The sequence below is a fragment of the Pseudomonas sp. Irchel 3A18 genome (assembly GCF_900187465.1).
Lineage (GTDB): Bacteria > Pseudomonadota > Gammaproteobacteria > Pseudomonadales > Pseudomonadaceae > Aquipseudomonas > Aquipseudomonas cichorii.
Genome location: NZ_FYDI01000005.1, coordinates 440,628 through 465,432, shown reverse-complemented (window position 1 = coordinate 465,432; position 24,805 = coordinate 440,628). Strand labels below are relative to the sequence as shown.

The following is a 24,805-nucleotide window of genomic DNA, read 5'->3' as shown; positions in this document are numbered from 1 at the left end:
CATGAATTCTCCTGTCGCGAACCGCGGTTTCACCCTGATGGAAATGCTGGTGGTGCTGGTGTTGATGAGCATCGCCGTAGGTCTGGTGGGTTTCGGTTTGCAACAGGGTCTGAGTGCTGCCAGCGAGCGTCGTGCCGTGGGCGACATGGTCGAAGCGCTTCGGGCGACTCGGGTTCGGGCGATTGTCACCGGACAGCCGGCCCGCACCGTGTTCGACCTGCGCAAGATGACATTCAAGGCCCCGGGCAAGCGTGTGCAGCACTGGCCGGAAAACTTGCAGGTGAACATGCAGACGGCCGCCGATCTGGGATCTGCGGTGGAGTTTTACCCTGATGGCGGTTCCAGTGGCGGCAACCTCACGCTGGTCAATGGTGACCGTCGCTGGCGGATCGATATCGGCTGGCTGACCGGCAGCGTTCAGGTCCGAACACTCCGATGAACACCTCGCAGTCAGGTTTTACGCTGCTGGAAATGCTGGCGGCCCTGACCGTCATGGCGTTGTGCAGCAGTGTGCTGCTGGTGGCGTTCGGGCAGAGTGCCCGCTCATTGCAGCAGGTGTCCCACAGTGACAGGCTCAGTCATGCTGCGCGCACGATTATGGATCAGGAAAGCGCCGGCCCGCTGGCAAACGGCACGCGACAGGGCGCATTGGCCGGTATCGACTGGACCCTGAGTATTCGCCAGATGCCGGGCCGTGGTACCCAGTCACGTCTGTTTCGTCTTGACCTGACGCTTCAGGAAGATCAGCGTCGAGCGCAGTTCAGTACCTTGAAGCTGCGCGGTGTGTCAGCCGGAGCGGGATTTTGAAAACGTCTCAGCGTGGTTTCACGCTGCTGGAAATCATGCTGGTGCTCAGTCTTCTGGGCATCTTGCTGGTGTTGATTGCAGGTGCGTTGCTGGGTGCCAATCGCGCGGTATTGAAGGCCGAGCGCTATACGCAAAGCCTTGATGAAGTGCGGGCGACGCAGGCATTCCTGCGCAGTTCGATTGGCCAGGCATTGCCGCTGGACACATCCGAGGACGATAGTGTCAGCAACGGGTTTTTCGAGGGTTCGGCCCAGCAATTGCAATTCGTTGCGACCCTGCCTGGTGAACTGGGTGGGGGTATTCAGCGTCATACCCTGCAATTGAGCGGGCCAGAAGGGCAGCGCGACCTGCAAGTGGCGTTCGAGCAGATCAGGTCGGGTCCTGGAGGCACGATTGTGCAGCCATGGGGCGAGCCTCAGGTCCTGCTGAATAATGTGCAGACGCTGACGTTCAGTTATCGCGGTTTCTCGCCCAAGGGCAAGCCGACCGGATGGCTGGCCGACTGGCCATGGCCAAGCCGCCTGCCCAGTGCCGTACGCGTCGATATGAAGTTGAACGGGCCGGTGCCCTGGGTCAGTGAAGTGGTTGCCTTGCGTCTGGACCTGTCCGGTGGAGCAGGGGGCCAATGAAGCGTTTTTACCCGCATCAGCAGGGCGTTGCACTATTGGTGGTGCTCTGGGTGCTGGCCCTGCTGAGCCTCTTGCTCGGCGGGCTGGCCGGCTGGGTGCAACTGGAAAGTCGCCAGGCGCTTTGGCTGCGGCAGAACACCCAGGCGATTCTGGCGGCCGAAGCGGGCATGAACATGGCGATACAAGGTCTGCTCGATCCGGCGCAGCGCAAGGTCTGGATAGCGGATGGACGTCCGGTTGCCTTGAAGTTCGATGACACTCAATTGCTCGTCAGTGTGCGCAGCGAGTTGGGCAAGCTGGACCTCAACAGTGCGCCGGTTGCAGATATTTCCAGGCTCTTGCAGGCCTGTGGTGCTGCGAAAAACCAGGCAAGTGGCATCGCGCAGTTTCTTGAGGCGCAACGCAGCGGTGGGCAGCCGCCGTTGCGGGTGATCGAAGAGATCCGCCAACTGCCGGGCATGAATCAGGCGCTGTATGTCTGCCTGGTGCCGGAAGTCACGCTTTGGAGTGGTCTGGAGCGGCCTGATCCAGCATTTGCAACAGCTTTGATACGCCGCAGTCTGAACCTGCCGAACCAGAGCGCCGTGGGGGCCGATCCCGGCGAAGTTCTGTTCATCGACAGCCAGGCACAACGACCGGGTGGTACGTCCGCCCATTTACAAATCACGGTTTTATTGAGTCCAGCGGGGGAAAACGCACAACCTTACAAGGTGCTGCGTTGGCAAGAATGAATTCATTATCAGCACGTCTGGCGCCTGTCTTCGCGTTGCGCGACCGGGTTGCCCAGCAGTGGCGTGGAAGTCTGGCACAGCGGGGCTGGCAGTTATGGCTGGCGGAGCTACAGGCTTGCCTGCCGGTTCGTGTGCGCCAATGGCTGGTCCAGGAAACCGTCGAGCAGGTCTACTCATGGCCGCTGCCATCGCACATGCCCAAAGCATCTGCCGATGCGCGCCGGATCCTGCTGCTTTCGCCAGCCGATGTGTTGGTGCAGACCCTGCAATTGCCCTCTGCAGCGGCCCGTAATCTATCCACGGTGGTGGGTTACGAGCTGGACCGCTTTACCCCGTTCGATGCCGGACAACTGTACTTTGTCGCACGACAGGAAAGCCGCAGTGCCAGTTTCATTCAGGTCACGCTGGTGGCCATTCTGCGTGAGCGTCTGGATCATATTCTTGCCGAGTGCGCTGCCCAGGGGCTGCAACCCGATGCCGTGGATGTGGGGTCTGTCACACAGCGCATGGGCATTGATCTGCTGCCGACTCCGTTGCGCTCTAATCAGGTTCGCTCCGGTCATCGTGTGCAGCGCTGGCTGCTGTGGACCTGTGGTGCCTTGTTGCTTGGCCTGATGTTGCTCTGGCTCAACGACCGACAGCGTTTGCTGGACGAGATGCAGGCCAGCGTACAGGTGCAAAAGGCTCAGGTTGCCGAAGTCCAGAAGCTGCGCCAGCAATTGACCAATACCCGGGGTGCGGCCAATTACCTGATACGTCGCAAGGCGGCTCAAACGCCGTTGTCGGCATTGCTCAGCGAGTTGACCGCCTGCCTGCCTTCGGACACCTGGATCGAAAGTCTGGAAATCAGCGACAGCGCCGAAATCTCCTTTTCTGGCCAGAGCGCCAAGGCCAGCGCCCTCATTGCCCGGGCCAAGAATTGCCACAGCCTGGATAACGCGCAGTTTCAGGGCGTGATCCAGCCCGATAGCCGGACCGGCAAGGATCAGTATTCCCTGCGTGCCCATCTGCATCAGGAGAACGCCGATGCGCCGTCCACTGACAAGCCGTGAGCGTCGGGGCGCGGCCCTGATCGTTCTGGCGCTGGTGCTTTATCTGGCCTACTGGTTGTTGATCGACAGCTGGTTTGCCGGCCCGTTGCGTGAGATCAGCGAACAGACCGAGCAACTGCGCGAACAGCAACAGCGTTATGCCGGCTTGCTGCAACAGGGCGACTCCCTGCGCCAGCAACTGGAACAGGCCCGTAACGATCCGGCCAGCAGCACCAGTCTGTTGCCGGGTCAGGACCCCAGTGCCGTGGCCGCCGACCTGATGCAGCGCATTGCCGACCTGATCAACAGTCACGCCACAACCGGCGGTGGCTGCGCCTTGACCCAGCGCATGCCGATCACTCCCGAGCAGGACAGTGCCGAGCCTTATCGGCAGGTCAAGGTCAGCCTGACGTTGAACTGCGCCATTGAGCCGCTTACGGCCATCCTGCATGCGCTGGAATATCAGCGACCGTTTCTGTTCGTCGATGAAATGAGCATGCGCCGCGATGCCAATGCTCCGGCAACGGGTGGTGCGGGCAAGCTGGTGGTGCATCTGCTGGTGCGTGGCTACCTGCAACCTGCATTGGCTGGGGAGGGCGAGCAATGAAGACTCTATTGCGTCCTCTGGAGTGGGCATTGCTGGGGCTGGCAACACTGCTGGCAGTGCTTGTTGCTCTGGTGCTCAGTGGCGCGGCCCACTCACCGGACTGGCTGCCCGAAGAGGCGCCGCGCAACCCGGTCAACCATTCGGCACAAGCCCAGCGTGCCCCCGAAGCGAGTCTGGACAGCCTGTCCAATACCTGGAAAACCCCGCTGTTCAGCCCTGATCGCAGCCCTGATCGTGCGGTGGAGCAAGCCAATGTGCAGGCCACCAGCCTGTCGGGCATGACCCTGAGTGGCGTCATCATCGACGGTTCCCTGAAGGTTGCACTGCTCAAGCAAAACGATGGTCCGCCCTTGAAAATCAAACAAGGCCAGCGCCTGGCCAATGGCTGGACGCTGGACAGTGTCGAGCCGATGCAAGCCACATTCAGTTTCGATGGCCGCACGCAAGCCTTGCGCTTGCCCGCACCGCGTCTGCCGCCGCCCTCGAACACGCCACCAATTACCTTAACCAACGATTCAGCCCCGTGATGGGTACCTTTTCAGGAGTTCCTGCCATCGCTACCTTGCGCACACCCTTGCTTTGTCTGGCCACTGCCGTCGCTCTTGGCGGCTGCGCGACTGCGCCCGACACTCTTGACCCCGACAACGGCATGCTGCAGGAAGCGCTGCAAGGCACGGGTTCACAACGTCCGCCGGTAGATCCTCGTACCGAGCAGGCGCCTGTCGACACCCAGCCACAACCCTCGGCCATTTCGCCGCAACGGCAGATCATCAAAGGCAATCAGCGCTTTGTCCGCACCCCTGCGGCTTCGCCTGCCGCTCAGGCCGAGACCGGCGATATCGTCTTCAACTTCACCAATCAGCCTATCCAGGCAGTGATCAACAGCATCATGGGTGACCTGCTGCATGAGAACTACAGCATTGCCCAGGGCGTGAAGGGCGATGTGAGCTTCTCCACCTCCAAACCGGTGAACAAGCAGCAAGCATTGTCGATTCTGGAAACGCTGCTGTCCTGGACGGACAACGCGATGATTCGCCAGGGCGACCGTTACGTGATCCTGCCGTCCAGTCAGGCGGTGGCGGGCAAGCTGGTGCCGGAAATGCCGGTGGCGCAACCCGCAGCGGGCATGTCGGCTCGGTTGTTCCCGCTGCGCTACATCTCGGCCACGGAAATGCAGAAGCTGCTCAAGCCCTTTGCCCGTGAAAACGCCTTCCTGCTGGTCGATCCGGCCCGCAATGTCCTGAGCATGGCGGGTACGCCCGATGAACTGGCCAACTATCAGGACACCATCGACACTTTCGATGTGGATTGGCTCAAGGGTATGTCGGTCGGTGTTTTCGGCTTGCAGCGTGCCTCGGTCAGCGAACTGATGCCCGAGTTGCAAAAGATATTCGGCCCCAAAAGCGGCATGCCACTGGCTGGCATGGTGCGCTTTTTGCCCATCGAGCGGACCAATTCGGTGGTGGCGATTTCCTCCCAGCCCGAATACCTGAGCGAAGTCGGCCAGTGGATTCATACCATCGACGAAGGTGGCGGCAACGAGCCGCAGATGTACGTCTATGACGTGCGCAACATGAAGGCCACCGACCTGGCCAAATACCTGCGCCAGATCTACGGCACTGCTGCCATCAAGGATGACTCCCCGGCCAGGGTCGCGCCGGGGTTGCGCACGGCCACGCTGTCGTCGCCCAACTCCAGTGGTGGCTTCGGTTCCAGTTCCGGCTTCAACGGCAGTTCCGGCGGTCTGGGCAACAGTGGCGGGTTCGGCAATAACCGTGGCATGAACAACAACGGTGGCATGAATAACCAGAATGCCGACGACAGCGAGGCGCAGGAAGAAGATCAGGGCAGCGATTCTGCTGACAGCGCCCAGGGTTCGAACGCCAGCAAGAGTCTGGATTCCAGCACCCGGATCACTGCGCAAAAGAGCAGCAACCAGTTGCTGGTCCGTACACGCCCGGCGCAATGGAAGGAAATCGAATCGGCTATCAAGCGCCTCGACAATCCGCCACTTCAAGTGCAGATCGAAACCCGGATTCTGGAAGTCAAACTCACCGGCGAACTGGACATGGGCGTGCAGTGGTATCTGGGCCGGCTGGCGGGCAACTCCACAAGCACCACGGTAGCCGACACCGCCGGCAGTCAGGGCGCACTGGGTTCCGGCGGCGCAGGGCTGGGCGCGACGGATTCGTTGTTCTACTCCTTTGTCAGCAGCAACCTGCAGGTCGCGTTGCGCGCACTGGAAACCAATGGCCGCACCCAGGTGCTGTCGGCTCCGTCGCTGGTGGTCATGAACAACCAGCAAGCGCAGATTCAAGTGGGCGACAACATCCCCATCAGCCAGACCACGGTCAATACCAACACCTCCGACACGACATTGAGCAGTGTCGAATACGTGCAGACCGGTGTGATTCTGGATGTGGTGCCACGCATCAATCCGGGTGGCCTGGTGTACATGGACATCCAGCAACAGGTCAGCGATGCCGACACCTCCGGCGTTACCGATGACAACGGCAACCCGCGTATTTCCACTCGCTCGGTGGCCACTCAAGTGGCGGCGCAAAGCGGCCAGACCGTGTTGCTGGGTGGTTTGATCAAGCAGGACAATGCCGAAACCGTGAGTTCTGTGCCGTATCTGGGGCGCATTCCGGGCTTGCGCTGGTTGTTCGGCGCGACCAGCAAATCCAAGGACCGTACCGAGCTGATCGTGCTGATTACGCCACGGGTCATCACCAGCGGCAGTCAGGCGCGTCAGGTCACCGATGACTATCGCCAACAGATGCAATTGCTCAAACCAGAAGTCTCACGCACCAGCATGCAGAACTAAGCAGCTATCATGAGGCTCGACGCCCACTCACGGCACTGCCGCTGGCAGGCAGTGCCACTGGAGGATATGGACACATGCTGAAGTTTTTTGCCGTCTTGCTGTTTGCCTTCTCGAGTCTTGTGCAGGCAGAAAATACGTTGCACGCCGATCTGCCTCTGAAATACCTGGCTCAGGCCAGCGCCGATGTGCCGAACAGGCCGCTGGTGATCTTCATTCACGGTTCCGGCAGTAATGAGGCGGACCTGTTCAGCCTCAAGGATCTCTTGTCCCCGGACTACAACTACCTGTCCGTGCGGGCACCCATCGAGGTAAGGCCGGGTGGCTACAAGTGGTTCAATCGCCGGATCGAAGAGGGCAACTACGATGGCGTGACCGAGGACCTGAAAAACAGCGGTGACTTGCTGAAGGCCTTCATCAAACAGGCCACCCAGAAATACCGGACTCAGCCAGGCAAAGTGGTGCTGGTGGGCTTCAGTCAGGGCTCCGTCATGAGCTATGAGGTGGCGCTACGCGACCCGGATATGGTCGGCGGCATTGCGGCCTTGAGTGGTCCGGTCCTGTCTGTACTGAAAGCCAGCCTCAAGCCCGAGGAACGCTTCAAGACATTCAACGTGTTCGCAGCCCATGGCACCGCAGACCCGGTGTTGCCTTTCAGTGGCGCAACCCGCACCGAAGAAACCTTGAAGGGGCTAGGCATCAAGCCGGAGTTTCATGTCTATGAAGGGATGGGGCATACCATCAATCAAGAAGAAGTTGCCGACTTGAAACGGTGGCTGGAGCATACGTTCTAGCTTCGCGAATAAAGTCGCTCCTGCCCGATACGGTAGGAGCGACTCGTGCGGCGCTCCGCTCAGTCGCGAAAAACCTACCGCCGCGAATCCCTCAAAAAAACCAGCAGCGCAATCAAGGGCAGGGCAGTGCCCACCACGCTGATCCACACCCAGCCTCCATGATCGAACAGCACGCTGGCAACCGACGATCCAATCGCTCCGCCGATAAAAATGCTGGCCATATACAACGCATTGAGCCGGCTGCGGCTGGCGGGATCCAGTGCATAGACAGCCCGTTGTCCCACCACCATATTCATCTGCACGCAGAAATCCAGCACGACACCGGTCACGGCAAGGCCGATCAGGTTGTAGGGCGCAGGAATCAGACCCGGCAGGAAACTCAAGGCCCCAAACAGCAAGGCACCCAGCGTGGCGACACGGCTGTGGCCCGCATCCGCAAGGCGTCCGCTGATGGGCGCAGCAATGGCACCAATGGCACCGATCAGTGCGAACAAGGCAATCTGGCTTTGGGATAAACCATGGTTACGCGCCAAATCCAGCGGTACGGCCGTCCAGAACAGGCTGAAAGTGGCAAACATGCAGGCCTGATAAAACGCCCGCTGCCTCAAGACCGGCTGCTGGCGCAGCAGAATCCAAAGGGAAAACAACAGCTGGCCATATGACGCCCGATGATCCGGAACACGCCTCGGCATGGTGGTTGCCAGCACCACACTGATTCCCGCCATCAACACTGCCGCCGAACCAAACACCGCACGCCAGCCAAAATGATCCGCCACCACACTTGAAACTGGCCGGGCCAGCAGAATTCCCAATAGCAACCCGCCCATGATCGAACCGACGACCCGCCCGCGCGTTTCCTCAGGCGCCAGATGCGCAGCCAGCGGAATCAGCATCTGCACCGAAACCGAACTGAACCCCACCAGCAGAGACACCACCAGAAACAGATTGGGCTGCTCGGCAAACGCCGCGCCCAACAGGCTGAGAATCGCAACCCCGGTGGTCAAGAGCATCAAGCGCCGGTTCTCCAGCAGATCCCCCAACGGCACCAGAAAGAACAGCCCCAGCGCATAACCCACCTGCGTCAAGGACACGATCAGGCTGGCCATGGTGCTCGACAGGCCAATGTCCGGCGCAATCAGCTCAATGATCGGCTGGGCGTAATAGATGTTGGCAACGATAGCGCCGCAGCAGAACGCAAACAGCATCACCAGACCCCTGGTCATGGTGACAGCGCCGTGCCGGGCGTGGATCGAAGTACTCATGAGTATTCTCGCTTGTGCAAAAGACCGGAAAGCCGCGTAAAGCAAGCCTGCCAGAGCGGTCGGGAGTGGATGCTGAGCAGGCTAACGGCTTTGGCGGAGATTAAGTAGGTGCGGCTGATTGATACAAGATATTTCTGAAAACAATAGTCAGTCGGAAGGCATCGGTTCGCTCGGGTCGGCCAAGGAAAAATGCTCTGCGTGTGACGAGCCTCTTGAAATCGGCGCCTTTAAACGTCTGTTTAAATCTATTGAGTTGTTTTTACTTATTTTTTGAAAAAAGGGTCTGTTCGCACGTCTTCCCTTGGGTGTGTCGGTTTTGTATCGATGTTGGTACGGGTTGCGACCGCTCTGTATGCCGTTGCTCAAGTAGAGCGATGTGTGTAAGCGCTTATTCAGTGTTTTTACTTAAGGATAGAAAGATGGCAGGCGGCACTATAACGCTACCCAGTATTCCAGTAACAGCTCCCGCGCCAGGTACTCCAGGAGGCAGCGGCGGGGGAACAGGGCAGGTATACAATGTCACGATCGACGGTTGTACTTTCCGCTGTTCTGATGACGCTTATATTCTGGACCAGGCCGAAGAGTATCGGCTTGACCTGCCGTATTCCTGTCGTGCGGGTTCTTGTTCGTCGTGTGTTGGAAAAATCATGGGTGGAACAGTCAATCAGTCAGATGGTTCATTCCTGGATGATGATCAGTTAGCCGAAGGATTTGTATTGCTGTGTTGTGCTTACCCGACCAGTGATGTCTATATCCAGGCTCATGCCGAAGAGGAGCTGACATCATGATGGAGGATAAGTATTCGGTGTATTCCAGGCGTCATGTATTAAAAGGAGTTATGTTGGTCGGCACGTGCCTGCCTTTGAATATCCGGGCAAGCGATGGAAAACGTTTGCCTGATCTATACAGGTTGAATAAAGGCGGGGATGTTCTGTCCGGACGGATCATGCATTTCTTTGAACGCTGGGTTCCACAGGGTGTGGTAACGGGAGAGTATGGATTGCCCAAGGTTAATCTCAAGATTAACGTTGTTGACTCGGCATTTGCTCCCGTGGAAGGCGGCGATCTTCTCGTACTTCAGGCTGACTCTTATTTGAGAGAGAAGTCTCGACCACTGGTGTCTACCCGGGTCAAGACACGTCCTGATGGTTCTGCGGATATACATGTATCCTTTCCTATTCTTTCGGACCGCATTATAGCGTCTACAGCCTCTCGGTTTTCGTCTGGCTTTGATGTGTTCGTACTGCGTGATGGCCATGTATTTGGCACTCGGTTGCTGGCCAGTAATGAATGTTGTGGTATTGCACACACTGCAATGAACAGTGCTGTTCCCCGATTGCGGGCAGTGACAGTGATCGATAAATACTTCTCCAGTTTTCAGCACGGCGACCTGGCGGTGAGGCCTGTGAATCTTGAATGGGTCAATGGGTCTGCTAACGCATCTTTTACAGTCGTATTGCAAGGTTGAACATGGACGATATTCTAAAAAAACAGGCCCGTGGTTTAAGAAGCTTTTGGGGGTGTGTGTTAACGGCCTTTCTATTGGCGGGCTCTCCGGTGACCGTGTGGGGGATGGCGTGTGATATCGTTTTTCCCTTGGACGATGAGATAGGAGACGGCGACGATAATAATAAGGTCTTGAATGATGATGTGCCTCAGCCTTGTGGCATGGTGGGGAATCCTGTCAATCTTATTTCGGGCAACAAGTTTCAGGAAGAGATGGATTACACCGGTAAAGGCGTATCGGCCATAAATCTGACGCGGGTTTATAACAGTTATGACGGTATATGGCGTCATAATTATTCAGATAATCTGTCCATCGGCCAGTTTGTAATTACCTATGTTCGGGCTGACGGGACCCGGCATGTGTTTATGAAAAAGGGGTTTACCCCTTTGTACGGCGCAGCTGGCAAAATGTCGTCCAGCGGGAGCGGGTATGTGTACACGGCCATGGACGGCAGTCAGTTGACCTTCGATTCGCTTGGAAAGCTGATTTCAATCAAGGATACCGAAGGGCTTACGCAGACACTGACCTATTCGGCTAATAATACGGTCACTGTCAAAAATGTGTTTGGACAGACCCTTGTCATGACGCTGGGCATGCTTTCGCAGCTTACGAGCGCCAAGGTAGGGGGGCTCAGCATTACGTATCATTACGCGGCCGATGCGACGCGATTGTTGTCCTTGAGCAAGATCGTGGATGGCAAGACACTGACGCGCCACTACCATTATGAAGTGTCCAATGCCACATGGTTGTTGACCGGTATAACGGATGAGCGGGGAATTCGTTTTGCAACATGGAAATATGACGACTCATTCCGTGCCATCTCCAGCGAACATGCTGAGGGCGTGGAATCCAGCAGGCTGAACTATAAAGATCACCTGACCACGGTGGTGACGAATGAACGGGGTAAGCAGACGACCTATAAATTCAAAGAGATTTACCACAGCCGTCGAATAGTGGAAATCATTGGTGAGCCCACGCCGTCCTGCCCTTACTCGAACTCGAAGTTTGAATATGACACTAAAGGGCGTATGTCGGCAAAGGTCGATAATATGGGTGTCCGGTCTGAATATTATTACAATGATCGGGATCTGTTGGTACGCACTGTTGTTGCGGTGGGGACGAACGTGTCCAAGGAAACATTGGTTGAGTGGCATGCCACTTTTCAAAAGCCTGTCAAGGTCACGACGCCTACCCGTATAACGACTTACAGTTATGACGCTCAGGGGCGGCGGGTCAATACTTCAGTGGTCAGTCGGGTATGAATTCATGGAACTGAATGTTTCTGTTGTGGAGTTTGATGTGTGAGCATTCTCAGCTATTTTAATAGGTCATCGTTGTGGGTGGCTTTGGCGGTCGTCAATATGTCGAGTATGGCATTGGCCGCCTCGACGCAATACAGTTATACATCGCTGGGTCAACTGGAAACGGTCAACGGTCCTCGTACCGATTTGAACGATATAACCCGTTTTGCCTATGATGCTCAGGGTAATCTGGCCTCGGTGACCAATGCACTTGGGCATGTGACAAGGCTGGCCAACTATGATGTACAGGGTAACCCTCAGAAAATAACCGACCCCAATGGTGCGGTGACAACACTGTCATATACAACGAATGGTCTATTGGCGAGTACGACGCTTGGCAGCAGTACCACGCGGTTCGATTACAATGCCGTAGGCGATGTCATTAAAGTGACCGGTGGCAACGGTAATTGGGTTGAATACACTTACGATAATGCCCGGCGCTTGAAGACCATTCTTAATATTCTCGGCGAGAGTATTACTTATACACTGGATACACAGGGCAATCGTACCGCTGAAGTCATCAAGAACAGCAGTGGGGCTGTAGTTCGCCAGCAACGGCGTGCATTCGATGAGTTGGGGCGTCTGGTTCAGGTTGTGGGGGCTGCCAACCAGACTCGACGTTACAGCTATGACCTGAATGACAACCTGTCCAGTGACACCTCGGCACGAAGCCACAAGACCCAGCAATCTTTCGATGCACTGAACCGGGTCATCAAGATTGTCGATCCGCTGCAAGGCTCTACTTCATTGGCTTACAACGCCGATGACCGGGTCACTCAGGTTGTCGATCCCCGGGGCGTAAAGACCCAGTATGCCTATGACGGCCAAGGCAACCTGCTCAAGACCGTCAGCCCGGATACCGGGACCAGCACTTTTGTCTACGACGAGGCCAATAACCTGATTCGCAGCACGGATGCTCGTGGTGTCGTGACCGAGTACACCTACGATGCGCTCAATCGGCTGATCACTAAAAACTACCCGTCCACGCCTGCACTGAACATCAAGTTTCTCTACGATCAGACCACGGGCGGCAATTACGGCATCGGTCGCCGTACAGGGATCCAGGACAGCGCCGGACTGCTGAGTTACTCCTACGATGTTCAAGGCAACCTGGCCGGGCAGCAGCGTACGGTAGGTGTCAACAGCGGTACTTATAGCGAAACCCTGACTTATGGTTACGACGCCGCCGGCAACCTCATAAAGATGGGGTATCCGTCCAGTATTGGTGTGACGTACGCCCGAAATACCGCCGGGCAGGTAGCAGGTATACAACTGGCAGTGGCTGGTAAAACCGTCACCCTGGCCAGCAACATTGCCTATCAACCCTTTGGCCCTGTCAGAACCTTGACCTGGGGTAACGGCATCCTGTTGTCGAAAACCTACGATCAGGACTATCAACTGACACAGCAACACGTCGGCAACTGGCAAACGACTTATCGCTATGACGCTGACAGTAATATCAGTTCGACGACCCATAGCCTCTGGGGGGCGGTGCAGTATGAGTACGATGCCTTGGGTCGTCTGACTCAGGAGCAGAACAGTACAATCAAAAAAGCCTATACCCTCGATGCGACCGGCAACCGTACACGACGCACCACCAGTAATCTGGCCGGTAACAGCACCACTGAAACCCAGACGCTAGCCTATGCCAGCGACAGCAATCGACTGACCGGCATAAATGGCGCTACGGCACCAGTAGATGCCGCTGGCAACCACACACCGGTCAACGGATTGCGCCTTACCTATGACAGTCAAGGGCGTCTGAGTCAGGTCCATCAAGCCAGCATCTATCAGATCGCTGAATACAAATACAACGCTTTGGGGCAGCGGGTCAGCAAGCGTGTTTACGATATGGGCAGCCAGGCGCTTATCGGTACAACGACGTACCTGTATGGCCCGAACGGAAAGCTCATTGGCCAGACCTTTTACGATGCAAATGGTTTGAAAACCAGCGGCCAATACTGGTTCTGGCTGGATGACATGCCTCTTGCCCAGTTGACGGCCAATTTCTCTTCGTTGGGAGAAGTGAGCAGCAGCAAGCTGGTTTACCTGCATTCAGATCACCTGAATACTCCACGACTGGCAACTGACAGCACACAGGCTTTGCAATGGCGCTGGAGCAGTGATGCCTACGGGGTGGGTAAGCCTGATGAAGATGTTGACGGCGATGGTGCGGCGACCAGCGTAGCACTGCGCTTTCCGGGGCAGATCTACGACGCGCAGACGCAACTGAATTACAACTACTACAGGGATTACAACCCGGAAACCGGGCGGTATGTACAGAGTGATCCGATCGGGTTGGCAGGAGGGCTGAATACGTTTGGGTATGCCTATCAGAACCCGGTCAATTACTTTGACCCTGATGGGCGGTTAGTCTGGTTCTTTGGGCTTGGGGCCTTGGGAGGAACAGGAGCGGCTACCAGTGGGGCCGGCTTTTGGGGGATGGGTGCTGTATTGGGAGGCGCAGCTGCTGTAGCCACGATCCCTGGCTCAACACCTATGTACGCAAAACCCAAGCCTGGCTCAAAGCCTAAAAACTGTCCGTCAGGAACAATACCTATCGATCAAGTGCCAGGTCTGGACAAGGATGACCTCCATGGCGTCAAAGATGGTGTGGGGGCCGGACCGCGTGACTGGACTGGGGTCGCACCCAATGGAGATGTCATAACGGGCGACTCAAACGGTGAAGCGGTCAATAATGGGCCTATCAGTACCTACTTACCTTGAGGCTGTGGACATATGCATTCCTTCAAGTTTTCAGTTTCTTTGCGATTTTTTGGTCTGAACGTTGACCCGGATATCATTTGCCAGCAACTCGAGCGTTCCCCCAAGTGGAAGAATAAAATGGGTGATCCTAGAAAAGGCCCCGGCGGACAAGCGCTGGGTGGGGTGTACGACAGGCATTATTGCTCTTTCAAGTTAGCGGATAAGCAGGACGGGGAGCTGCATGAGTTTCTGGAAAAGACGCTGACGGATCTTATGAGGCACGCCTCTACTTTTGAGTTGATCAATAAGAGTGGAGACCGAGCCGAGCTTTTCATCGGGTGGTACTCGCCGGGTAATACGGGCGCCATTCTTGACAGCTCTTTGCTGAGGAAAATGGGGGAGTTGAATATTGATTTGGCACTTGATGTTTATGGCTCTTGATAATGGGTAACGTAAAGTTTTAAGGCCGTAGGGTTGCCTGAGGTGGCTATGTGTTTCTGGCCGCTTCAGGTCGACCATTCTTCCCGTCGTCAACAGTGATGCCTACGGGGTCGGTCAGCCTGATGAAGATGTTGACGGCGCTGGTGCGGCGACCAGCGCAGCCCTCCCATTCTGGGTATGTCTGAATCTTGATGTTGTGCTCCTGGCTTTTTCTGCCTGGAGCCAATTTTCAACGCCCGAAAAATAAATGACACAGACCAGGGAGAGGGGCCTTTCTTCCTCGGAATCCAGGGTTATGGTTTTTTGTAGCCTCTGCGCACTTTTTCATTCGCTGATCGTTCTCTTCTCAAGGTCACAACTCATCTACGCTTGGCGAATGATGGCAATATGCTAATCAAATCCTTGACGTTCATTTGTAACAGATGAATACTGTGCATATTCATATATATGACTGGATGAATCAGGGAATGAATAAGCTCTCAAGTGATGAACGTCTGCCGCTCTACCAACGTCTGCGTGATTGCCTGGCCGAGCAGATCGCCAATAATCGCTGGCGTCCGGGGGAGGCGATTCCTACCGAGGCGGCGCTTTCCGCCGAGTATTGCCTGTCTACCGGCACGGTGCGCAAAGCCATCGACATCCTGGTCAATGACAACATCCTCGAACGTCAGCAGGGGCGTGGCACCTTCATTCGACGTGCGCAGTTCCAGTCTTCGCTGTTCCGCTTCTTCCGTTTCCAGACCGAGTCCGGCGTCCGGCAGGTTCCGGAAAGCCGGATTCTGTCTATCGAGCCCGTTGCTGCGCCGTCGGCGGTCAGTCATGCCCTGGGGCTGCTTCCGGATGCGCCGGTGATTCGCATGATCCGTCTGCGACTGCTGGATGCGCAGCCGGTTCTGACCGAAGAGATCTGGCTGCCTCGGGTTCAGTTCCAGGCCTTGCTGGACGTGGACCTGAATGCTCAGGGGCCTTTGCTCTATCCGATCTATGAACAGCTGTGCGGTCAGGTTGTGGCCTATGCCGAGGAAACCCTGACAGCCGAGTCCGTTACTGACGTCTATGCCCGCATGTTGCAGGTTCAGACCGGCAGCCCGGTCGTGGTGATCGAGCGGCTGGCGCGCAATTACGCCGGTGAGCCGCTGGAATGGCGTCGCTCCCGTGGGCATGCCAGCCATTTCCGTTACAGCGTAGAAATTCGCTGAGTCTTCAATCCCGTCATTTACTGCACGCTTCATAAGGATATTGCGCATGTTCAGTTGGTATCGCGAAGTCACTCCACGGGAACGCAAAACGTTTTGGGCCTGCTTCGGCGGATGGTCGCTGGATGCGCTGGAAGTACAGATGTTCGGTCTGGCGATTCCTGCGCTGATCGCCGCTTTTGCCTTGAGCAAGGGCGACGCCGGCATGATCAGTGCCGTCACCCTGGTCACTTCGGCACTGGGCGGTTGGGTGGGCGGTACATTGTCCGACCGTTATGGCCGGGTCCGTACCCTGCAATTGATGATTCTGTGGTTCTCCTTCTTCACCTTCCTGTCTGCGTTCGTGACCGGCTTCAACCAGTTGCTGATCGTCAAGGCCATGCAAGGCTTTGGTATCGGTGGTGAGTGGGCGGCGGGCGCGGTGTTGATGGCCGAGACCATTCAGTCCAAATACCGCGGCAAGGTGATGGGCACCGTACAAAGTGCCTGGGCCGTGGGTTGGGGCATGGCGGTTCTGCTGTTTACCCTGATCTATTCGTTCGTGCCGCAGGATATTGCCTGGCGGGTGATGTTCGGCGTCGGTCTGCTGCCTGCCTTGCTGATCATCTGGGTGCGCCGCAACGTTGAAGAGCCGGACAGCTATCAGCGCATGCACAAGGAAAAGACCTCGTCGGGCAACTTTTTCAAATCCATGGCGGGCATTTTCCGTCCCGAGCTGCTGCGCGTGACGCTGCTGGGCGGTCTGTTGGGGCTGGGTGCGCACGGTGGCTACCACGCGGTCATGACCTGGTTGCCGACCTTTCTCAAGACCGAACGCAATCTTTCGGTGCTGAGTTCCGGTGGTTATCTGGCAGTGATCATCTTCGCCTTCTGGTGTGGCTGTATCACCAGCGGCATGCTGATCGACCGCATTGGTCGTCGCAAGAACATCGTACTGTTCGCGCTGTGCTGCATCGTTACCGTGCAGTGTTATCTGATGTTGCCGCTGAGCAACACACAGATGCTGTTCCTCGGTTTCCCGCTGGGTTTCTTCGCGGCAGGCATTCCCGCCAGTCTCGGCTCGTTCTTCAACGAGCTGTACCCGGCAGATGTGCGCGGGGCAGGGGTTGGCTTCTGCTACAACTTCGGCCGTGTGCTGTCGGCGGTGTTCCCGTTCCTGGTCGGACACATGAGCGAATCCATGTCGTTGGGTACGGCGATCGGTATCGATGCCGGGATCGCCTACGGCGTGGCAATGGTTGCTGCGCTCTGCTTGCCTGAAACCCGAGGACGCACTCTGCAAGGCGCGCCTGACAACGCGGATGCCACCGAAAAGGGCACACCACAGCAGGCCTGATCGGCCCCCTCTCTGCGCGGTGTCACGGCACCGCGCTCATTTAGTAGATGAGTTCCATGACTGACCCCTGTAGTTCGCCGATTCTCGGTATCGATGCTCATGCCCATGTCTTCGGTAATGGTGTGAGCCTGATTCCAGGTCTACGTTATACCCCTGATTACGAAGCCACTTTGCAGTCCTATCTGGCGAATTTGCGCGAGCATGGCCTGAGCCATGGTGTGCTGGTGCAGCCCAGTTTTCTGGGCACGGACAATCAATACCTGCTCGATGCCCTGGCTCACGCGCCTGGCCAACTGCGCGGTGTAGCGGTGGTGGATAACACCATCAGCCGTTCGGCGTTGCAGCGCCTGGCCGATCAGGGTGTTGTCGGCATCAGGTTGAATCTGATGGGCAGGCCTTTGCCGGATTTCAGCGAGCCGGGCTGGCGGGACCTGTTCAAGAATGTCTGGGCGTTGGGCTGGCACATTGAGTTGCATCGCCATGTGGCTGATCTCCCGGGGCTGATTCGCGACCTGCTGCCGTTTGGCTGCAAGATCGTGGTCGATCATTTTGGTCGGCCCGACGCGAGCGTCGGCGTCGACGATCCGGCTTTTCAGGCCTTGCTGGAGCTGGGCCTGAGCGGGCAGATCTGGATGAAGGTTTCTGCCATCTACCGCCTGGGCGGCAGCGATGAGCAGAACATGGCTTTCGCCAATGCTGCACTGCCTTTGCTGGTCCAGGCTTTCGGCGCGCGTCGCATGGTCTGGGGCAGTGACTGGCCGCATACCCAGCATGAGCATCACGTCAGCTACGCCACGGTAGTCGAGCAGTTTCGCAACCTCGATTGCCCGGCCCCGATCAAGCAGAGCATGCTGATCGAGGCGGCGCAGTCGTTGTTCGATTTTTCTGTTGTCGAGCTCTGATCCAGCGATCAGCCTTTGGGTGCCTGGATCCGGTAACAGACCAGGTACAAGGCGGGCAGGAAGAACAGCGTCAACACGGTGGCTATCGCAATACCACCGATCATGGCGTAGGCCATGGGTCCCCAGAAAACTTCACGGGCAATGGGGATCATCCCCAGGCTGGCGGCCGCTGCCGTCAACAGAATCGGCCTGCAGCGGTGCTCGGTGGCCTTGACCACCGCCGTCCAGGCATCTTCGCCTGCCGCCATGAACTCATCGATCTGTGTCACCAGAATCACCGAGTTGCGGATGATGATGCCGATCAGCGCCAGTACGCCAAGAATCGCCACAAAGCCCAGCGGATAACCTGTCAGCAGCAGGGCGGCGACTACGCCAATCAGGCCCAGCGGCACGACACTGACCACCAGCAGCAGCTTTTTCACGCTGTGCAACTGGATCATCAGGAAGCTCGCCACCAACAGCAGCATCAAGGGCACCACTTTCAGGATCGGCCCCTGTGAGCGGGCGCTGGCTTCTACCGCGCCGCCTGTGGCCACCGAGTAGCGCACCGGCAATTGATCGGTGAAAGCCTTGACCTGCGGTTGCAACTGTTTGACCAGTGCTGCCGGTTGCAGGTGACCGATCACGTTGGCCTTCAGCGTGATAGTCGGCAGGCGATCACGACGCCAGACCAGTGGCTGCTCCTGTTCGTAGCTCAGGGTGGCGAATGCCATCAGCGGTACTGTGGCGCCGTTGGGTGTCGGGATCTGCAGGCTGCTCAGGGTTTGCAGGGAACTGCGCTCCTGATCTTCGGCACGGCCTATCAAGTCGATCAGGTAAGTGTCATCGCGCACCTGAGTGATGCTGGTGCCGGTGACCAGGCTGTTGAGGATCTGCGCGACGTCTTCGGACGACAAGCCGAACTGGCGCACCTTGTCCTGAGCGATATGAATCTTGAGCACCTTGCCCGGCTCGTTCCAGTCATAAATGACCTGACCGATATTGGGGTTGGCATCCAGGATGGCGGCTAGGGCCATGGCATTGCTGCGAACCTGTTCGATGTCCGGGCCGCTGACCCGATACTGCACCGGCCAGCCCACGGGCGGCCCCATGTTCAGGAGTTGCACGTAGCCGCCCACACCGACAAAGTCATCGCGAAAGCGTTGGCGCAGACGTTCGATCAGGCGGTCACGGCCTTCGCCACCCCGGCTGACAATCACCAGTTGCCCATAGAACGGGTTGTTCAACTGTTGGTCCAGCGGCAGATAGAAACGCACGGCGCCTTTGCCCACATAGGAACTCCAGCGAAGAATGTCCGGATCGTCCTTGAGCGTGGCCTCGAAGCGGTCCATGGTCTGGCGGGTGCCTTCGATCGAGCCGTTCTGCGGCATGTAGATATCCACCAGGATTTCCGGGCGATCGGAGTCGGGGAAGAACTGGTTTTGCAGCAGCTTGCCGGCAAACAGCGAGCCGACAAAGACCAGGGCCGTGACGCCGATCACCCACCAGCGATGCTTGAGAGCCTGCAACAGCACGCGCTGGAAGGCGCGCATCCAGGCGCTGTTGTGTGCCTGATGGCCCTCGGGTTTTTTCAGGATATAGATGCCGATCAGTGGCGCGAACAGCACTGCCACCAGCCAGGACAGCAGCAGGGCGACGGCAATGACCGCAAACATGGTGAACACGTATTCACCCGCCGAACTGGAGTTCAGGCCAATGGGCACGAAACCGGCGACGGTCACCAGCGTGCCGGTGAGCATTGGAAAGGCGGTCGAGGTGTAGGCAAACGTCGCGGCCTGTTGCAGGGAGTCTCCGCCTTCAAGCCGGGTGACCATCATCTCCACGGTGATCATCGCGTCATCCACCAGCAGCCCCAGGGCAATGATCAGGGCCCCGAGTGAAATGCGCTGCATGGTGATGCCGCTGTATTCCATGAAGACAAACACCAGCGCCAGTACCAGCGGAATCGAGCAGGCCACCACCAGACCTGCGCGGATACCCAGGCTGATGAAGCTCACCACCAGCACGATCAGGATCGCCTCGAACAGGGCGCGGGTGAAACCACCGATGGCCTTGTCGACCACATCGGCCTGGCTGGACACCAGATGCACATCGATGCCCAGCGGCAGTTCGCCGGTGAGTTCATCGATACGCTGTTGCAGACGGTTGCCGAACTCCTGAATATTGCCGCCTTGCTTCATCGCCACTGCCAGGCCAATGGCGGGCTGACCGTTGAAGCGAAACAGCGAGGAGGGTGGGTCTGCATAGCGACGTTCGACCGTTGCCAGATCGCTCAGGCGAAAGAAGCGGTCGCCAAAGCGCAGGTTTACCGCCAGCAGGTCCTGTTCATTGGTGAACTGGCCGCTGGTACGCACGGCGATACGTTCCGGGCCGGCTTCCATGACCCCGGCCGGTGTGACCGAGTTCTGCGCCTGCAGGCTTTGCAGCACCTGACGCTGATCGATGCCCAGCGCCGCCAGTTTGCGGATGGAGAAGTTCAGGTAGATGACTTCGCGCTGGGCGCCCAGCAGTTCGATCTTGCCCAGGTTCGGTACGCTGCGGATATCCGCCCGGACCTGCTCGACATAATCGCGCAACTGGCGGAATGACAGGCCGTCGGCGGTGAAGGCGTAGATGCTGCCGAACACATCGCCGAACTCGTCGTTGAAGGCTGGGCCCTGAATGCCGCTGGGCAATTCGCCGCGAACGTCCATGATCTTCTTGCGCACCTGATACCAGGCGGCGGGAATATCGGCGCTGCGGGTTTCACTCTTGAGGAACACGAAGATCGTCGATTCGCCTGCCAGCGTGTAGCTCTTCACGTAATCCAGCGCGTCGATTTCTTCGAGCTTCTTTTCCAGGCGGTCGGTTACCTGCTGCAAGGTGTCGGGCAATGTCGCGCCCGGCCAGCGTGCCTGGATGACCATGGTCTTGATGGCGAAAGACGGGTCTTCTTCACGGCCCAGATTGAGGAACGACCAGCTTCCCATCAGCAGTGAAACGAACATCATGTACCAGACCAGCGTGCGGTGTTTGAGGCCCCAGGCAGACAGATTGAAGCGCTCTCTCACAAACTGACCTCGCGTTCGACACGGATTTTCTGGCCGGGTCGCAGGCTGTTCACGCCAGCGATCACGACCTTGTCGCCATCATTCAATTCACCGCTGACCCGCACCGCCGAACCATGGCGCGTCAGCACCTGCACCGTGCGCGGGTTCAGGGTGGCGGTCTGCGGGTCGATGACCCAGACCTGCGCCAGGCCGTCGCGCTCCTGCAGGGCGGTGTCGGGCAGTTCGCGGAAGGTGGGCACGTTGCTGCTGATTTCGACACTGACGGTCGAGCCCAGGCGGAAGCTGTCCGGAATCTGCTGCAGGGTCAGGCGCACTCGCTGGGTGCGGGTCGCGGCATCGATCTGCGGTGACAACTGGCGAACCTGAGCGCTGACGAACACTTGCTCGTTCAACTGGGAAACCACTTTGATCTGCATGCCTTTATCCAGATTCGTAGCCAACTCCACCGGCAGGTCCACCACGGCTTCGCGGCTTTCTGGACGTGCCAGGCTGACCACCGAATGACCGGTGACCATCACCTGGCCGACCTCGGCATGCCAGCCGGTGACCACACCGTCGAACTCGGCCTGCAGGCGCGTGTAGGAGAGATGGTCGCTGGCCTGTTCAGCGGCAATTTTCGCCTGATGCAGAGCGGCTTCCTGACTGCGCAGGTCGCTGCTCAACCGGTCAAGACGTGCCTGCGAGCCCACGCCCCGTTCGAACAATTGCTGGTAGCGCAACTGTTCATCCCGGGTCTGTTGCCACGACGCCTGAGCCTTGCTCAGTTCTGCCTGTTGAGCCCGCAACCGGTTCTGCTGGTCGCTGGGTTCAAGAGTGGCCAGCAAGTCACCTTTGCGCACCAGTTGGCCCGTCTCGGCATGCCGGGTGGCGATGCGCCCGGCGACCCGAAACCCCAGGGCCACTTCGTATTGCGGCTGGATGCTGCCTGCGAAACGCCCGTGCAGGTCATTGCGCTGGTCGACGATCTCGGTGAACAGCACCGGCCGCTCGATGAACTCGCGAACCGGTTTGTCACGACAACCCGAGAGAAACATGAGCACCACGCAAAACAGCCACAGTTGTATGCAGGTCTTTACGGTCAGACTCATAGCGTGTTTTCCGATGACACGGCGGAGGTTGAGGCGCTGCTGGTTGTGTGTTCAGCGACATCGACTTTTTGCCCGGGATAGAGGAACTGAGCGCCTTTGGAAACCACCTTGTCGCCATCCGACAAACCGGAGGCAATGACAACCTGTCCCTGTTCGTAACGCATCACCTGCACCTTGGCCAGCCTGACCTGGGACTTGTCGTCCAGCAGCCAGACGGCAGGCTGCCCGTGGGTACGGCTCAAGGCCGACCAGGGGAGGGTGAAGGCCCGTTGCGAACGGGTCAGAAGTTGTGCACTGACGACGGTTCCCAGCGCCAGCGTTGCAGAGGTGTCCGGCAGTGAAACCCGTACCCGCAACGTGCCGCTGGACGCGGACACGATGGGCGTGATTTCACGGATCTTGCCGGGCACTTCGATATCGGGCAGGCCTAGGGTCCTGATCAGTACGGCACCGCCGGGCTGATCTGAACTCAGTAAAGACTCATAAGCGGCGAATACGGCTTCACGTTCGCCATCATGAGCAAGGCTGAAAATCGGTGTAGCGGCCTGTACCACCTGGCCTTCTTCGGCGTGGCGAGCGGTGATGACACCGTCGGCCACCGCAATCAGTTCGGTATAACCGACCTGGTCACGGGCATTGGCCTGACGGGCCTTCAACGAGGCCAGGTCCCCGCGGGCACTTTCCAGAGTGGAGAGTGCCTGCTGGTATTCACTGAGATTGGTATAACCTTTGGGCAGTAATGTCTGCTGACGCTTATAGTTGTTTTGTGCAAGGCGCAACCGTGATTCCCGGGCTGCCAGTTCGGCATTTGCCGACTCGAGGTCGGTCTTTTGTTCACGCGGGTCCAGTCTGGCTAATACCTGATTGGCCCGCACCCGATCCCCTACATCCACGAACCGCTGCACCAGCTTGCCTGACACGCGAAAGGCCTGATCGGTCACTTTGCGCGCCTGGATGTCGCCTGTGAGTACGACACTGGTCGTGACATCGCTGGATGTCACTTGCTGGACCGCTACGCGAACCAGTGCTTTTTCCGCAGGTTTCCCGGCAGAACAAGCGCTGATCGAGAGCGCCAGAACGCAGTGAAGTCCCAGGGCCAGCAAGGGCCGGCCCGGGGACGGTCGAGGGTGCGAAGGTCGGATTTTTCCGGTAATACGGCAAAACGAACGTAAAAGAGTTTCAGGGTTAATAGTCATCAACAACACAGCCACTGCCTTGTGGAATAAGCCAACACCGGTGAATCACCGTTTCACGGGTGCTGTCAGGCAATCGCGGTTGCGTCAGGCCATACTTGCTCGCTGCTCACTTCTTCGGTGCCAAAGAACTCCAGCACGTTCTTCTGCGATGCCAGCCAGGCTGCCTTGCTTTCCAGGTCCAGGAAGTGCCCGGTATCGGGGACTGCCTTGAAGCTGCTCTGGGCAATGTAATCGGCAAAACTGCGGGCATCTTCGACCGTGGTGTATTCGTCTTTTTCACCATTGATGAACAGCACCGGGATCTTGATCGAGGAAAAACGCTCGACATAGTTGCTGGCGCTCAGCTTGCGGATCTGACTGATATGGAAGTCGATCTGCTTGTATTCGTGCTCGGCAAGACTGATCAGGTGCTTGTAGTTGTAGAGCTTGAACAGGCGCGGCAGGTACTTGCCAACGGTGTCGTTGAGCAGGGAGCCGATTTTGCGTTTTTCACGGGCTGCCAGGTAGATCTGCGCCTTGTCGATGTAGTCGAGCATTGGCTCGTTCAGCACCGGAGAGAAGGAGGAAATGAGCGCCTTTTCTACCGTTGGTGGCGATTCGGCCAGTGCCAGCAGCGCCGATACGCCGCCCCAGGAAACCGAAAGCAGGTAGTTGACCTGGAAACGTTCGATGATTTGCAGAAGGATCTTGACCTCATCTTCCTTGGTCACGATCAGGTCGTCGCGATTGTGGGCGCGGGACTGTCCTGCAAACGGCAGGTCGAACAACACGAGGTTGTAGTGGGGTTGTAAATACTTGACCGTCTGGCCAAAGGAACCGGTAGTGGAAAGTGCTCCGTTAATCAACAAAACGGTCTTTGCAGCACTGCTTTTCCAATAGGTTTCGGTGTAGAGCTTGAACTCTCCAACGCTTATGATCTTTGATTGCGCGCCCATAAATAGAAGCCTCCCAGGCTAAGTCGATCCTACTGATTAATACGGTTTTCTCTGCTCTAGCGGCCATGCCAAAGCCTCGCCTGGTTAGTGGCGAAATCCATTGAGTCTTTATTGTTATGGTTGGTGTGTTGCGGGAAGAACATGAATCACGGTGGCTATTGATAACGCAGCGGCCTCGGACCGACAAGTGGCTGGCGTCATAAAAATGCCGACGAGCGGTGTCCCGTCTTTCCGGGGGGAAATCGAAGAGGTGATATCAAAGAGATATTATTCGGTGAAAAGCAACGTATCGAGCGTGAAAAACTCGTCAATGGTGCGGAACTTGTGTTTGCTGAATCGGTCCAACAAAGTCACTTTTTGAAATGATTTGTTACAAATAAGTGCTTGCCAGCCTGCGCCAGATTTATAGCGAAGTGCCGTTTGCCGCGGGCTAGAGCCTTTATCTTCGTCAAAATGCAGGCA

At 57.5% G+C, this 24,805-nt stretch carries 22 protein-coding genes; 17 read left to right on the top strand and 5 right to left on the bottom strand.

The window, feature by feature from the left end; all coding sequences use genetic code 11:
* Window position 1 precedes the first annotated feature (1 nt).
* The 9 genes from CKW23_RS12925 to CKW23_RS12885 all read left to right on the top strand — a co-directional run bounded on the left by CKW23_RS12925 (window position 2) and on the right by CKW23_RS12885 (window position 7,423).
* Window positions 2-439 carry a GspH/FimT family pseudopilin gene (locus CKW23_RS12925; RefSeq protein WP_025259587.1) on the top strand — a complete coding sequence of 146 codons (438 nt, stop codon included), beginning with the start codon at window positions 2-4 and terminating at the stop codon, window positions 437-439.
* Window positions 436-807, top strand: coding sequence for a type II secretion system protein (locus CKW23_RS12920; protein WP_025259588.1), 372 nt, complete (start codon window positions 436-438; stop codon window positions 805-807). Before CKW23_RS12925 ends, CKW23_RS12920 begins: the two co-directional genes overlap by 4 nt.
* Window positions 804-1,436: a prepilin-type N-terminal cleavage/methylation domain-containing protein gene (locus tag CKW23_RS12915; RefSeq protein WP_095067682.1), complete on the top strand. Its 633-nt coding sequence runs from the start codon at window positions 804-806 to the stop codon at window positions 1,434-1,436. The genes CKW23_RS12920 and CKW23_RS12915 overlap by 4 nt, the downstream gene beginning before the upstream one ends.
* On the top strand, window positions 1,433-2,167 hold the full coding sequence (locus CKW23_RS12910; protein ID WP_025259590.1) for a hypothetical protein: 735 nt from the start codon (window positions 1,433-1,435) through the stop codon (window positions 2,165-2,167). Before CKW23_RS12915 ends, CKW23_RS12910 begins: the two co-directional genes overlap by 4 nt.
* Window positions 2,164-3,219, top strand: a complete 1,056-nt coding sequence (locus CKW23_RS12905; RefSeq protein WP_025259591.1) for a type II secretion system protein GspL — start codon at window positions 2,164-2,166, stop codon at window positions 3,217-3,219. The genes CKW23_RS12910 and CKW23_RS12905 overlap by 4 nt, the downstream gene beginning before the upstream one ends.
* Window positions 3,194-3,805, top strand: a complete 612-nt coding sequence (gene gspM, locus CKW23_RS12900; protein WP_025259592.1) for a type II secretion system protein GspM — start codon at window positions 3,194-3,196, stop codon at window positions 3,803-3,805. The genes CKW23_RS12905 and gspM overlap by 26 nt, the downstream gene beginning before the upstream one ends.
* Window positions 3,802-4,332, top strand: a complete 531-nt coding sequence (locus CKW23_RS12895; protein ID WP_095067681.1) for a general secretion pathway protein GspN — start codon at window positions 3,802-3,804, stop codon at window positions 4,330-4,332. Before gspM ends, CKW23_RS12895 begins: the two co-directional genes overlap by 4 nt.
* On the top strand, window positions 4,332-6,632 hold the full coding sequence (gene gspD / locus CKW23_RS12890) for a type II secretion system secretin GspD (RefSeq protein ID WP_095067680.1): 2,301 nt from the start codon (window positions 4,332-4,334) through the stop codon (window positions 6,630-6,632). The genes CKW23_RS12895 and gspD overlap by 1 nt, the downstream gene beginning before the upstream one ends.
* Window positions 6,633-6,706: 74 nt before the next feature.
* Window positions 6,707-7,423 (top strand): alpha/beta hydrolase, encoded by a 717-nt coding sequence (locus tag CKW23_RS12885; protein WP_095067679.1) that lies wholly within the window; start codon window positions 6,707-6,709, stop codon window positions 7,421-7,423.
* Window positions 7,424-7,497: 74 nt separating this feature from the next.
* Here CKW23_RS12885 and CKW23_RS12880 read toward each other — a convergent pair whose 3' ends face one another.
* On the bottom strand, window positions 7,498-8,646 hold the full coding sequence (locus CKW23_RS12880) for an MFS transporter (RefSeq protein ID WP_177434641.1): 1,149 nt from the start codon (window positions 8,644-8,646) through the stop codon (window positions 7,498-7,500).
* Window positions 8,647-9,104: 458 nt separating this feature from the next.
* On the opposite strand from CKW23_RS12880, the gene CKW23_RS12875 reads away from it, so the two are divergent.
* From CKW23_RS12875 to CKW23_RS12840, 8 genes are all read left to right on the top strand, one after another.
* Window positions 9,105-9,473, top strand: coding sequence for a 2Fe-2S iron-sulfur cluster-binding protein (locus CKW23_RS12875; RefSeq protein ID WP_081741924.1), 369 nt, complete (start codon window positions 9,105-9,107; stop codon window positions 9,471-9,473).
* Window positions 9,470-10,153 carry a hypothetical protein gene (locus CKW23_RS12870; RefSeq protein WP_074568840.1) on the top strand — a complete coding sequence of 228 codons (684 nt, stop codon included), beginning with the start codon at window positions 9,470-9,472 and terminating at the stop codon, window positions 10,151-10,153. Before CKW23_RS12875 ends, CKW23_RS12870 begins: the two co-directional genes overlap by 4 nt.
* A 2-nt stretch (window positions 10,154-10,155) precedes the next feature.
* Window positions 10,156-11,454 carry a DUF6531 domain-containing protein gene (locus CKW23_RS12865; RefSeq protein WP_025259598.1) on the top strand — a complete coding sequence of 433 codons (1,299 nt, stop codon included), beginning with the start codon at window positions 10,156-10,158 and terminating at the stop codon, window positions 11,452-11,454.
* 99 nt (window positions 11,455-11,553) lie between these two features.
* Window positions 11,554-14,220, top strand: a complete 2,667-nt coding sequence (locus tag CKW23_RS12860; protein ID WP_081741925.1) for an RHS repeat-associated core domain-containing protein — start codon at window positions 11,554-11,556, stop codon at window positions 14,218-14,220.
* A gap of 12 nt (window positions 14,221-14,232) precedes the next feature.
* Window positions 14,233-14,640, top strand: coding sequence for a hypothetical protein (locus CKW23_RS12855; protein WP_025259600.1), 408 nt, complete (start codon window positions 14,233-14,235; stop codon window positions 14,638-14,640).
* A 467-nt stretch (window positions 14,641-15,107) separates the two neighbouring features.
* Window positions 15,108-15,839, top strand: coding sequence for a GntR family transcriptional regulator (locus CKW23_RS12850; protein WP_177434638.1), 732 nt, complete (start codon window positions 15,108-15,110; stop codon window positions 15,837-15,839).
* A 37-nt stretch (window positions 15,840-15,876) separates the two neighbouring features.
* Window positions 15,877-17,172, top strand: coding sequence for an MFS transporter (locus tag CKW23_RS12845; protein ID WP_256590450.1), 1,296 nt, complete (start codon window positions 15,877-15,879; stop codon window positions 17,170-17,172).
* Window positions 17,173-17,228: 56 nt separating this feature from the next.
* Entirely contained in the window at window positions 17,229-18,074 is an 846-nt protein-coding gene (locus CKW23_RS12840) for an amidohydrolase (protein ID WP_025259603.1), read from the top strand.
* An 8-nt stretch (window positions 18,075-18,082) separates the two neighbouring features.
* Here CKW23_RS12840 and CKW23_RS12835 read toward each other — a convergent pair whose 3' ends face one another.
* The 4 genes from CKW23_RS12835 to CKW23_RS12820 all read right to left on the bottom strand — a co-directional run bounded on the left by CKW23_RS12835 (window position 18,083) and on the right by CKW23_RS12820 (window position 24,343).
* On the bottom strand, window positions 18,083-21,124 hold the full coding sequence (locus CKW23_RS12835) for an efflux RND transporter permease subunit (protein ID WP_025259604.1): 3,042 nt from the start codon (window positions 21,122-21,124) through the stop codon (window positions 18,083-18,085).
* Window positions 21,121-22,212, bottom strand: a complete 1,092-nt coding sequence (locus CKW23_RS12830; RefSeq protein WP_025259605.1) for an efflux RND transporter periplasmic adaptor subunit — start codon at window positions 22,210-22,212, stop codon at window positions 21,121-21,123. The genes CKW23_RS12835 and CKW23_RS12830 overlap by 4 nt, the downstream gene beginning before the upstream one ends.
* Complete coding sequence (locus CKW23_RS12825; protein WP_095067717.1) at window positions 22,209-23,408, bottom strand: efflux RND transporter periplasmic adaptor subunit; 1,200 nt, start codon at window positions 23,406-23,408, stop codon at window positions 22,209-22,211. Before CKW23_RS12825 ends, CKW23_RS12830 begins: the two co-directional genes overlap by 4 nt.
* 65 nt (window positions 23,409-23,473) lie before the next feature.
* Window positions 23,474-24,343 (bottom strand): alpha/beta fold hydrolase, encoded by an 870-nt coding sequence (locus CKW23_RS12820; RefSeq protein ID WP_095067675.1) that lies wholly within the window; start codon window positions 24,341-24,343, stop codon window positions 23,474-23,476.
* Window positions 24,344-24,805 lie beyond the last annotated feature (462 nt).